Genomic DNA, 12,380 nt, shown 5'->3' with positions numbered 1-12,380 from the left:
CGCTGACCTGGCATCTTTTAGTCCGATCCGCGAACTCGCCAAAGGCTCTGGGTCGCGAAAACGGCATTTATGGTCGCGAAGTTTGCCATAAACCCAAGGTTTTGGCGCCTTTCTCAAGCACAACGCTTCTTCCAAGGTGGGGTCTTGTCTGTGTGGCGAGGGGATTTATCCCCGATCGGCTGCGAAGCAGTCGCCAAACCAGCACCCTCATCAAAACTGATGAACTGAGAGGGTCACTATTGGGGCGGCTTCGCCGCCCATCGGGGATAAATCCCCTCTCCACAAAAGCCCGCTCCCACAAGAGGGATTGTGCTTGCCTGTGGATCAGGCCTCGACCTGACTCCACTGCTTGCTCAGCCGTTTGTCCGAGATCGGCGCTTTCGTCCCCAACTGCTGGGCGAACAGCGACACCCGGTATTCCTCCAGCCACCAGCGGTACAGCTCCAGCTGTGGATCGCGTTTGCCTTCCTGCGCATGCTTGGCGGCGCGGGTCTGGTATTGCGTCCAGAGGCCGGCCAGTTCGCCGCTCCAGACTCGATCCTTCTGCACCTGCGCACCGAGTTTCTCGAAACGCTGCTCGACCGCCTTCAGGTAGCGCGGCAACTCCTTGAGCCATTGCATCGGCGTCTCCCGGACGAAACCCGGATACACCAGATGGCTGATTTGCTGCTTGATGTCATTCAATGCCACGGCCTGAGCCAGATCGATCTTGCCCTTGAAGCGCTTTTGCAGGCCGTGCCACAGCTTGAGGATCTCCAGCGTCAGCCGCGCCACGCGCTCGGCGTGTTCGGTCCAGCTGCCGCGCTTGCGTTCGGCCAATGCCGCCAGCCCGGCGCCGTCACGGGGCAACGGGTCTTCGCCTTCCAGAATGCAGCTGTCGAGGCTGGCCAGCAAAATGTCTTCGACCAGCGCATCCACTCGGCCCAACTCGCGATAGAGCAGGCCCAACTCGGTGATGCCCGGCAGTTTGCTGCGCAGGAATTTTGCCGGTTCCGCCAGTTGCTGCAGCAGCAGCCGCTGCAAGGCGCGACGATGCTGGAACTCGGCTTCGGCCGGCGTCGAGAACCGCCCTTCCTTGACCGTGCCGCCCTCCTCCACCAGCGCCGGATAGACCGTCATCGACAGACCGGCAATCTTCTGCTGGGTCTTTTCCGCCACCGGGGCGAAGACCTTGGCCTCCACCGGTTGCTGACTTTTCGCACTCTGCGGCACTGCCAAAGCCGCCTGGCTGGCTTCGGCAAACCGTGCGGTCAGCTCGGCCAGATCGCGGCCCTCGCCAAGGAACTTGCCCTGGCCGTCGACGATTTCCAGGTTCATCCGCAGATGGCTTTCGACCTGCTGCGCGGCTTCCGCCCACGCTTCATCGCTGACCCGCGCGCCGGTCATGCGCAACAGCTCGCGACCCAGCGCTTGCGGCAATGAACCTTCGGCGAAGGTCATGCGCTGCAATGCCGCCTTGATGAAGTCCGGCACCGGCACGAAGTTCTTGCGCAGGGCCTTTGGCAGGTTGCGTACCAGGGCAATGCACTTGGCTTCGATCAGCCCCGGCACCAGCCATTCCAGGCGTTCCGGCGGCAGCATTGGCAACAGCGGCGCCGGCACGCGCAGGGTCACGCCGTCGCGCGGGTGATTGGGTTCGAAGTGGTAGCTGAGCGCCAGTTCCAGATCGCCAATGTGCAGCGTGTCCGGGTAGTCGCGCGCGGTGACTTCACTGGCCTCGCGGGCCAGCACGTCCTCTTCGCGCATGATCAGCAGTTGCGGGTCTTTCTGGCTGTTGACCCGATACCAGCTGTCGAAGGTCGCAGTCTGGTGAATCTCCGCCGGCAAACGCGCATCGTAGAACGCGTACAGGGTTTCTTCGTCAGCGAGGATGTCGCGACGCCGGGCCTTGGCTTCCAGTTCGTCGAGCTGTTCGAGCAACTGCTTGTTGGCCGTCAGGCACTTGGCTTTCGACTGAATCTCGCCACGCACCAGGCCTTCACGGATAAACAGCTCACGCGAGACCAGCGGATCCACCGGGCCGTAATGCACCGGACGGCGACCGACCACGATCAGCCCGAACAGAGTGATCTGCTCGTAGGCCACGACCTGGCCGCGCTTCTTCTCCCAGTGCGGTTCGAAATGGTTTTTCTTGATCAGGTGCCCGGCCAGCGGCTCGATCCAGTCGGCGTCGATCTTGGCGACCATGCGCGCGTAGAGCTTGGTGGTTTCCACCAGTTCGGCGGTCATCAGCCATTGCGGACGCTTCTTGCCGATGCCCGACGACGGGTGAATCCAGAAGCGCCGCTGACGGGCGCCGAGGTAATCACCGTCCTCGGTTTTCTGGCCGATCTGGCTGAGCAGACCGACCAGCACCGCTTTGTGCAGTTTCGGGTAATCCGCCGGTTCCTTGTTGAGGCTCAACTGCATGTCGCGGCAGATCAGGCTCAACTGGCGATGGGAATCACGCCACTCGCGCAGGCGCAGGTAATTGAGGAAATTCTTCCGGCACCAGTTGCGCAGCGGGCTGGCGGTCAGCGCCTGGCGTTGCTCTTCAAAACCGCGCCACAGATTGACCAGTCCGGCGAAGTCCGAATCGGGATCTTTCCATTGTGCGTGGGCCTGATCCGCGGCTTGCTGACGCTCCGGCGGACGCTCGCGCGGGTCCTGAATCGACATCGCACTGGCGACGATCAGCACTTCCTGCAGGCTGCCGAGCTTGGCCGCTTCGAGCAGCATGCGGCCCATACGCGGGTCCACCGGCAGGCGCGCCAACTGGCGACCGAGCGGGGTCAGTTGACTGTTGCGATCCACCGCCGAAAGCTCTTGCAGCAGATTGAAACCGTCGCTGATCGCCTTGCCATCCGGCGGCTCGATGAACGGGAACGCGGTGATCTCACCGAGGCGCAGGTGCAGCATCTGCAAGATCACGGCGGCAAGGTTGGTACGCAAAATTTCCGGATCGGTGAATTCCGGGCGACCGAGGAAATCTTCCTCGCTGTACAGCCGCACGCAGATCCCCGGCTCGACCCGGCCACAGCGACCTTTACGCTGATTGGCGCTGGCCTGGGAAATCGCTTCGATCGGCAGCCGCTGGACCTTGGCACGATAGCTGTAGCGACTGATGCGCGCGGTGCCGCTGTCGATCACGTAACGGATGCCCGGCACGGTCAACGAAGTCTCGGCAACGTTGGTCGCCAGCACCACGCGCCGCCCCGGATGCGACTGGAAAATCCGCTGCTGCTCCGCCGGCGACAGGCGCGCGTACAGCGGCAGGATTTCCGTGTGTTTTAGCTGGGCTTTGCGCAGCATGTCGGCGGCGTCGCGAATCTCGCGCTCGCCGGGCAGGAACACCAGCACATCGCCGGGGCTGCGGCGTTCGCTGCGCTCATAGGCGGCGATTTCGTCGAGGGTAGCGAGGATCGCCTGATCCACGGTCAGGTCGTCCTCGACGCGGTTGCCCTCTTCGTCCTGCTCCAGGGTCAGCGGGCGATACCAGGTGTCCACCGGGAAAGTCCGCCCGGACACCTCGACAATCGGCGCATCATCGAAATGCCTGGAGAAGCGCTCCAGATCGATGGTTGCCGAGGTGATGATGACCTTCAGATCCGGGCGACGCGGCAGCAGGGTTTTCAGGTAACCGAGCAGGAAGTCGATGTTCAGGCTGCGTTCATGGGCTTCGTCGACGATGATCGTGTCGTAGCGTTCGAGGTAGCGGTCGTTCTGGGTTTCCGCCAGCAGGATGCCGTCGGTCATCAGTTTGATCAGGGTGTTGGCATCGCTCTGATCCTCAAATCGCACCTGATAGCCGACCAGCGAGCCGAGCGGCGTGCCGAGTTCTTCGGCAACCCGGCTGGCAACGCTGCGCGCCGCAATTCGGCGCGGCTGGGTGTGACCGATCAAACCGTGCTGACCGCGACCGATTTCCAGGCAGATTTTCGGCAACTGGGTGGTTTTGCCCGAACCGGTTTCGCCAGCGATGATCAGGACCTGATGCTTCTCTAGCGCAGCCTTGATCTCATCGCGCTTGGCGGCAATCGGCAGGCTGTCGTCGTAACGAATCACCGGCAGGCTGGCACGGCGCGCCAGCACCTGATCGCAGGACGCCTGCATGCGCGCCACCCACTGGGCCAGCTTGGCCTCGTCGGGTTTCTTGCGCAGCTCGAGCAACTGCCGCCGCAGCCGGTGACGGTCGGCGAGCATGGCGTGATCGAGGTTTTTCAGCAGTTTGTCGATGGAGGGCGATTCGTCGGTCATCGGGTACGCAATTCGGTCGTCTGTTTATGCAGGGGGGCGATTGTCGCAGATTTGCCCCCTACTGTGGCGAGGGAGCTTGCTCCCGCTCGGTTGCGCAGCAACCGTAATCCGGTTGTCGGGATGTCACTGACAGGACGCGGTGGATGGTTTCAGGGCCGCTTCGCAGCCCGGCGGGAGCAAGCTCCCTCGCCACAAGTTAGTCATGCTCCGGGATTATTCGTTATCCAATCCTTTACGGCGGTAGGGGAAGACATCGATGACTTTCCCCGCCCGAATCGCCTCCTGCAAACCCTTCCAGTAATCCGCGTTATACAACTCGCCATGCAACTGATCGAACAGTTTGCGCTGTCCGGCATCGGCGAACAGGAACGGCGGAAACTCTTCCGGGAACACATCCAGCGGCCCGATCGAGTACCACGGCTCGGAAGCCATTTCGTCCTCGGGGGTACGTGGCGCGGGGATGTGGCGGAAGTTGGCTTCGGTCAGGAAGCAGATTTCGTCGTAGTCGTAGAACACCACCCGGCCGTGACGAGTGACGCCGAAGTTCTTCAGCAGCATGTCGCCGGGGAAGATGTTGGCCGCCGCCAGTTGCTTGATCGCCAGGCCGTAATCCTCCAGTGCCTCGCGCACCTGAGCTTCGTTGGCGTTGTCCAGGTAAAGGTTGAGCGGGGTCATGCGGCGCTCGGTCCAGCAGTGGCGGATCAGCACCGTGTCGCCTTCGACCGAGACCGTCGACGGCGCGACCTCGAGCAGTTCTTCCAGGCAGGCCGGATCAAACTTGCTCAGCGGAAAACGGAAATCGGCGAACTCCTGGGTATCGGCCATGCGCCCGACCCGGTCGACGCTTTTCACCAGTCGGTACTTCTCGATCACCGTCGCCCGGTCGACGTTTTTCGACGGTGAGAAACGGTCCTTGATGATCTTGAACACGGTGTTGAAGCCCGGCAGGGTAAACACGCTCATGACCATGCCGCGCACGCCCGGCGCCATGATGAACTGGTCGTCGGTGTTGGCCAGATGATTGATCAGCGCTCGGTAGAACTCGGATTTGCCGTGCTTGTAGAAGCCGATCGAGGTGTACAGCTCGGCGATGTGCTTGCCCGGCAGGATGCGCCGCAGGAAGCCGATGAACTCCGCCGGCACCGGCACATCGACCATGAAATAGGAACGGGTGAAGGAGAAGATGATCGACACGTCGGCTTCGTCGGTGATCAGCGCGTCGATCTGAATCCCCCGACCCTCACGGTGCAGCAATGGAATCACCAGCGGCCACTGCTCGTCGCGGGTGTAGATGCGCCCGACCAGATACGCGCCCTTGTTGCGGTACAGCACCGAGGAGAACAGCTCGACGCTCAGCTCCGGATCCTTGCACACCCAGTCCGGCAGGTTCTCGCGCAACTGTGCTTCGAGGCGCTGCAGGTCGCCGGGCAGATCGGCGTAATCCTCGCTGAAGCGATAGTCGGCAAAAATGCTGGCGAGCATCGACGACAGCTGCCCTTGCGGCTTGTAGGTGCGGGTTTGCGCAGCGCGGGCGCGGCGCAGGCTCGGCCGGGTGGTGTGGATGAACATGCAGCCATCGCTGATCAGGTCATGGCTGAACAGCCCGCAGAAGATCGAGTTGTACCAGGTCTCGGACAGCTCATCGTCGAAGCGCAGGTCGATAAGGCTGATGTAGGCGCTTTTCACCAGCGGCCAACTGCCGACATTCATCAGTGTCTCGTCGTCGAAATACTCGCGCAGGCGGGCGATGGTTTCGCCGACCTTTTCTTCGTAGAGGTTGATCCGCGCCGCCGACGCGGTCTGCGCCTCCTGCCAGCGTGCCTGCTCGAAGCGCTCGCGGGCGCCGTCGGTAATCCGCCGGAAATGCTCGCGGTAATCGTCAAAGCCATCGAGGATCATGCGGGCGATGTCGGCGGCTGGCCATTGCTGCGGCATAGATGAGACCTCTGCGTGCATGTGGAAATCTGTGCCTGAGCTTAGCCACGGATGCACGCGCAGGAGAAGTGCAATTTCTGCCAAATGCGCGTCAGCGTTGTACAGCGACACAGTTTTTATCAAAGTTTTTTCAGATGACCGTTCGGTCAATTAATCACTCGTTCGGTCTGCTCGGCATTCCCGCGCCAGACCGCGAATTCTCTGGCTTTCGGATCCAATCACCAGGTCAGGCCTCTGGCTTGCGGCTTTGCCCCTGTTGGCAATTGCGGGGCAGGACAGCGTACCGATTGGTCTTACCAAAATAGTGGCACTTTGATATACAGCCCGCCAGCACCCGCCCCACAACAAGATCCTCGGCCCACGAGGACGACTTCTCCCCCATAGATCAAGGAGCACTTTGATGTCTATCCGCAATCTGCGCATCGGTTTGCGCGCTGGTTTGAGTTTTGCCGTGCTGGCCGGTCTGCTGGTGATCGTAGGCCTGTTCGGCCTGGGTCAAATGAAAACCCTGCGTGAAAGCGCCGCGGTCATCGAAGAATCGTGGATGCCGAGTATCGAAAGCATTCATGACGCCGCAGCGAATATCGCCAGCATCCGCCTCGAATCTCTGCGCCTGATCACCAGCACCCAACCGGCCGTGCGTGAGCGCAGCAAAGGTCTGATCCAGGTGCAGCGCGAAGAATTGCTCAAACGCCTGAAAAGCCATGAAGCCTTACTCGCCGGCGATCAGGAACGCGTGATGCTCGACGGTTTGAACGCCGACATCACCCGATATCTGAGCATCCTCGACCAGATCATCAGCCAGATTGACGCTGGGCAAAACGAACAGGCCTACAACCGCCTGAACAATGATCTGGCCCCGCAGGGCAAAGTGCTCGACAAGACTCTGGAGCAGATGATCAGCCTTAACCAGCAAGGCGCTGAAGCCGCCGCCCGGGCCGCGGCTGCGATGTACCAGCGAGCGCTGTGGATTGTCGCGACGATCATCGTTGTCGCTCTGATCGCCACCCTGCTGCTCGCCTGGCTGCTGACCCGCAGCATCACTACACCGATCAATCAGGCGCTGAACGTCGCGCAAAAAATTGCCGCCGGCGACCTCAGCGGCCAGATCGCCGACAACGGTCGCGATGAGGCGGCGCAGTTGCTCTCGGCCCTCGCCGAGATGCAAGGCAATCTGCGCTCGACCATCCGGGGCATCAGCGAATCGGCGCAACAACTGGCTTCCGCCGCCGAGGAAATGAGTTCGGTGATGGAACAGAGCACTCGTGGCCTGCAACAGCAAAACGACCAGATCGAGCAGGCCGCCACGGCCGTCACCGAGATGAGCACGGCAGTGGATGAAGTCGCCGCCAACGCGGTGTCCAGTGCCGAGGCCTCCGAAGCCTCGAACGAGGACAGCAAGCACGGACATGTGCAGGTCAGCGAAACCATCAGCTCGATTCAGGAACTGGTTGGCGCGGTACTCGGCGCCTCCGAGCAAGCCGAAGGCCTCGCCACGCAGGCCCAGGACATCAGCAAGGTGCTGGAGGTGATTCGCGGCATCGCCGGGCAGACCAACCTGCTGGCGCTCAACGCTGCGATCGAAGCGGCGCGCGCCGGTGAAGCCGGACGCGGCTTTGCGGTGGTCGCCGATGAAGTGCGCTCGCTGGCACAACGCACGCAGAACTCCACCGAAGAAATCGAGTTGATGATCAGCAGTATCCAACAAGGCACCGGTGCCACCGTCGGAGCGCTGCAAAGCAGTGCCGAGCAAGCCAGCCACACACTCCGTCGGGCCAACAGTGCCGGTCAGGCACTGGAGAAAATCACCGCGTCGATTTCGCAGATCAACCAGCGCAACCTGGTAATCGCCAGTGCCGCCGAACAACAGGCGCTGGTGGCGCGTGAGGTTGACCAGAATCTGGTGACCATCCGCGACCTCTCGACCCAGACCGCCGCCGGCGCCACCCAGACCTCTGCCGCCAGTCAGGAACTGTCACGGCTGGCGATCGACCTCAATGGTCTGGTGACGCGTTTCGTGCTCTGAGTGCGAAATTAAATGCCCGATTAGCGGTTGCCATCGTCGGGGCGCTCGGCAACACTCTCGTCCCCATCAAGGAAGGAGTGCCCACCGTGAGCCCTGTCGATATCTTTCGTTTGTTGTCGCTGGCAGCGATCTGGGGTGCGAGCTTTCTGTTCATGCGCATCATCGCCCCGGTAATCGGCACCATTCCCACCGCGTTCTTTCGCGTGTCGATTGCGGCTGTGGGGCTGCTGGTGATTCTCGGCCTGATGCGCATCAGTTGGGACTTCAAGGGCAAGCTGAAAACGGTGATGCTGCTGGGGGTGATCAACTCGGGGATTCCGGCGACGCTGTACTCGGTCGCGGCCCAAGTATTGCCGGCCGGCTACTCTGCCATTTTCAATGCCACCACGCCATTGATGGGTGTGTTGATTGGCGCGTTGTTTTTCAGTGAAAAGCTCACCGCGGCCAAATTTGGCGGCGTATTCCTCGGTCTGTTCGGCGTCGGCGTATTGACCCGCGCCGGTCCCGTGGCATTCGATCTGCAACTGCTGATGGGCGCCCTCGCCTGCCTGCTCGCCACCACCTGCTACGGCTTTGCCGGGTTCCTGACGCGACGCTGGCTGGATCATGCCGGTGGCCTCGACAGCCGGCTTTCGGCCGTGGGCAGCATGCTCGGCGCGACGTTGTTCCTGTTGCCGTTGTTCGGCTACAGCGTGATCACGCAGCCCCCGGCGAGCTGGGGTGGCTGGAGTGTCTGGCTGTCGCTGCTGGGCCTGGGCCTGGGTTGCACCGCATTCGCCTACATCATTTATTTCCGCCTGATGAGTTCGATCGGCCCGGTGAAGTCGATGACCGTGACCTTCATGATCCCGCCGTTCGGTGTGTTGTGGGGGGCGCTGTTGCTGGATGAGCCATTGTCGATGGCGCATGTTTATGGCGGGGTGTTGATTGCGCTGGCGTTGTGGTTGGTGTTGAAGCCTGCGGTGGTGAAGCCCGCTGCCGTAGCCGTCCGCTGATTTGCCGCGTTAACAAGTCAGTCTTCGCGAGCAAGCCCGCTCCCACAGGAGGAATGCATTCCAATTGTGGGAGCGGGCTTGCTCGTGAAGAGGCCGGCCCAGACACTGAAAATGCCTGGGTCAGCCTTGTGGTTTTCAAGCGGATTTACGGAACACAAACGCCAGACCGACAATGATCAACAGCATCCCCAGCACACTCAACGCCGCCAGACGATTACCGAAAATCAGGTAGTCCATCACCGCCGTCACCGCTGGCACCAGATAGAACAGACTGGTGACATTCACCAGATTGCCGCGGGCGATCAGGCGATAAAGCAACAGCGTCGCCAGCACCGACACCACCAGCCCCATCCACAACACCGGCACGATGAAGCCTGCGTTGTGTTCAAAGTGGAACGGCTGAAACGGCACAAAGATCCCGCACAACAATAGCCCGGCCAGGTACTGCACCGGCAGCGTACCGAGGGGATTGTCGGTGATGCGTTTCTGCATGATCGAGCCGAGGGTCATGCTCGCCAGCGCCAGCAGGCCGAACAGCATCCCTGCCCAGGACATCCCCGCCAGCCCGACCCCCTGATAAACCACCATGATCAGCCCGGCCAGCCCCAGCGCCAGGCCGAACATCCGGCTCGCCGAGCGCTGGCGCTCCATCAACACCACAGTGAGGATCGGCTGTACGCCCATGAGGGTCGCCATCACCCCCGGCGTGACTTTGGTGTTGAGCGCCAGCAGATAGAAAATCTGATACGCCCCCAACAACACCACGCCCGTAGCCATCGCAAACAGCATCGGCCGACCGCCCTTGGGCAGCTTCAACTTGAGCAGCGGCGCCAACAGCAGCAACCCACACAGGGCGATCACAAAGCGAATCAGCAGAAAGGCAAAAGGCGAAGCGTGGGCCAGCCCCCATTTGGAGAAGATCGCTCCGCTGCTCCACAGCAGAACGAACAGGCTCGTGGACGTCGCCGCGAGCGCGGTTTTTTTCGAAAGGACAAACATGAATACCACCTGTAGTCAGGCCAATAGCCAACTCAGCCGAAGCTGAAATTCAGTAGTTGTTCTGGCGGGCGCAGGGGTCAGCAAAGATTGCCGATCAGCCCGAAACGCCAACGCCCGGCGGTGATACGACGGCGCACACCGGCGTGCTACTGACAGGTGGAGGATAATGACTGATCTGCCCTGGCTGCTGATTCCCGCACGGCACGACGCCAGCGTTGACCGCTGAATCGACTACCGCGTTGATGAGGGATGCAGGCATTGGGGCTGATCTTTTTGAAGGGTTTGAAACGTGAATCAGCTGATTCACGAGCGCCGACTATAACCAGCGCGGGACATGGATTGCAATGATTTGGACAAAGGGCCAGCAGGGACAGTTGGCCGCGAGGTGATTAGGCTGAAGAGCAACGGATAGGCCCATTGATGGGGAGACAGGGAATGCTCGAAATCACATGCCAAGGGAACGGACGAATTTGCGGTATCAGTTGCACAGGTCGCAGGCCAGGAAACAGGCAAGCATCGCCAAAGCTCTATTGCAGCTACCAGCGCGGCAAGACTTGTCGAAAGTACGTTTCGAAGCCATCGACGCCATAGCACTGAGCGCGTTCGAGCTCTGGGAGAATCCACTTTTTTGCTGGCGAGAGGTTGCCGCATGGAAATCACGAGAACCCCTGTCCCTGGATATCGCGATCTGGTTCGAAGAACAGCTCTGCGGACTGTGTTTCGTCAATCCGAACAAAAGCCGCCAACGTATTCGAATCGTACGATTGGAAGGGCGACCAGGAGATTCTCACCCGCTGAAAAATCGTATCGGGACCTTGGCGATGATGGTCATCGATGAGTTCGCCCAAATAATCGGCAGCAAGTTCATTGAAGTCCAGGAGCCGATGCAGGGGGCAATTCCTGTTTATACAAAGCTCGGCTTCAAATTTGATTTGGAAGGTCGTCTTGTCCTCGCAGTGGAGAGTAAAGTATCGTGAAAACAGCTCAAGTAATGATCAATGAGGGAGGGAGCATGCGCAAATCAGTCAAGAAATCCCCCGCTAAGAAAAGATCAATCAAAACAGAAGAAAAGATTGTGTCATCCGGGCTTTCAGCCAATCAGCAGCGCTTTCTGCAGTTACTGATTACAGGCATTGAAGACGAACCCAACGTTCTCGCCGGGCGCCGCTGACTCACAGACAATAAAAAACCGCTCACAAGGAGCGGTTTTTTCATTTCAACATCCAGCCTCAACCAAACAGCCAATACCCCAGCAACGTCAACACCACCACTGCCAGCACCGGGCGCAGGACGCGGTAGGCCTTGGGATTGCGGCGCTTCCACTGTTTGACCACACCGCTGAACCGGTCGCTGAAGTTCTTGCTCCAGGCGTAAGCCTGGTTGATTCCGCCGACACGTTCGTCGTCAAGGTTCTGCGGGGCGGTGGCACGCCCCAGCCAGGCGCTGATGGCGCGGTTGATGCGAGTCATCAGGCGGTTGCTCAGTGGTCGTTCAACGTCACAGAACAGGATGACGCGGGTCTGATCGGTTTCGTTCTTGACCCAGTGCACGTAGGTCTCGTCGAACATCACGTCTTCACCGTCGCGCCAGGCGTAGACCTGACCGTCAACGAAGATCCGGCAGTCGTCGGAGTTCGGCGTCGACAGGCCCAGGTGATAGCGCAGGGAACCGGCAAACGGATCGCGGTGCGGGTTCAGGTGGCTGCCACCCGGCAACAGCGCGAACATCGCGCCTTTGACGTTAGGGATCGCACTGACCAGCGCCACGGTTTTCGGGCACAGGGTCTCGGCCGATGGCAGCGGTTTGTCGTACCACTTGAGGTAGAAACGTTTCCAGCCCTTCTTGAAGAACGAGCCGAAACCGGCGTCATTGTTCTTCTCGGCGGCGCGGATATAGCCCTCGTCGAACAGGTGCATGGCCTCGTCGCGAATGGTTTCCCAGTTATCGCGCAGCACGTCAAGTTCCGGGAACTTGCTGCGATCCAGATAGGGTTTGGACGGAACGCCGGAGAACAGGTACATCAAGGCGTTGTACGGAGCGAACAGCGCCGAGTGATTGACGAACTGACGCAGTACCGGCAGACGCGCCTTGCCGCGCAAATGCACATAGAGGATGCTGCCCACAAACAGCAGCAACACCAACACCTTGGCGGCTAACGAAAAGGTCATCAACGACTCCTTGAATAAAGA

Annotated in this window: 8 protein-coding genes; 4 read left to right on the top strand and 4 right to left on the bottom strand. The window is 60.5% G+C overall.

Features of this window, described 5'->3' with window-relative positions; genetic code table 11:
- Positions 1-324: 324 nt before the first annotated feature.
- Both hrpA and aceK read right to left on the bottom strand, forming a co-directional pair.
- Positions 325-4,236, bottom strand: coding sequence for an ATP-dependent RNA helicase HrpA (gene hrpA, locus V9L13_RS27950; RefSeq protein ID WP_338801069.1), 3,912 nt, complete (start codon positions 4,234-4,236; stop codon positions 325-327).
- A 213-nt stretch (positions 4,237-4,449) separates the two neighbouring features.
- Positions 4,450-6,171 carry a bifunctional isocitrate dehydrogenase kinase/phosphatase gene (gene aceK, locus V9L13_RS27945; protein WP_338801068.1) on the bottom strand — a complete coding sequence of 574 codons (1,722 nt, stop codon included), beginning with the start codon at positions 6,169-6,171 and terminating at the stop codon, positions 4,450-4,452.
- 400 nt (positions 6,172-6,571) lie between these two features.
- Between aceK and V9L13_RS27940 the strand changes: the two genes are divergently transcribed.
- Positions 6,572-8,197: a methyl-accepting chemotaxis protein gene (locus V9L13_RS27940; RefSeq protein ID WP_338801067.1), complete on the top strand. Its 1,626-nt coding sequence runs from the start codon at positions 6,572-6,574 to the stop codon at positions 8,195-8,197.
- 86 nt (positions 8,198-8,283) lie between these two features.
- On the top strand, positions 8,284-9,192 hold the full coding sequence (locus tag V9L13_RS27935; protein WP_338801066.1) for a DMT family transporter: 909 nt from the start codon (positions 8,284-8,286) through the stop codon (positions 9,190-9,192).
- A 135-nt stretch (positions 9,193-9,327) separates the two neighbouring features.
- Here the strand turns inward: V9L13_RS27935 and V9L13_RS27930 are convergent, their stop codons facing one another.
- A complete protein-coding gene (locus V9L13_RS27930) occupies positions 9,328-10,191 on the bottom strand; it encodes a DMT family transporter (protein WP_338801065.1) in 864 nt (287 codons plus the stop codon).
- A gap of 554 nt (positions 10,192-10,745) precedes the next feature.
- On the opposite strand from V9L13_RS27930, the gene V9L13_RS27925 reads away from it, so the two are divergent.
- Both V9L13_RS27925 and V9L13_RS27920 read left to right on the top strand, forming a co-directional pair.
- The gene (locus V9L13_RS27925; RefSeq protein WP_338801064.1) at positions 10,746-11,168 is read left to right on the top strand and encodes a hypothetical protein; all 423 of its coding nucleotides are present in this window, start codon (positions 10,746-10,748) and stop codon (positions 11,166-11,168) included.
- Between the two features lie 35 nt (positions 11,169-11,203).
- Positions 11,204-11,362 (top strand): hypothetical protein, encoded by a 159-nt coding sequence (locus V9L13_RS27920; RefSeq protein WP_167734099.1) that lies wholly within the window; start codon positions 11,204-11,206, stop codon positions 11,360-11,362.
- A gap of 58 nt (positions 11,363-11,420) precedes the next feature.
- Here V9L13_RS27920 and V9L13_RS27915 read toward each other — a convergent pair whose 3' ends face one another.
- Positions 11,421-12,359 (bottom strand): aspartyl/asparaginyl beta-hydroxylase domain-containing protein, encoded by a 939-nt coding sequence (locus V9L13_RS27915; protein ID WP_103521574.1) that lies wholly within the window; start codon positions 12,357-12,359, stop codon positions 11,421-11,423.
- Between the last annotated feature and the right edge of the window lie 21 nt (positions 12,360-12,380).

Origin of the sequence: Pseudomonas sp. RSB 5.4 (genome assembly GCF_037126175.1) — a bacterium.
GTDB lineage: Bacteria > Pseudomonadota > Gammaproteobacteria > Pseudomonadales > Pseudomonadaceae > Aquipseudomonas > Aquipseudomonas fluorescens_H.
Note: the sequence above shows the minus strand (reverse complement) of the source record. Positions and strands in the feature narration are given on the sequence as shown.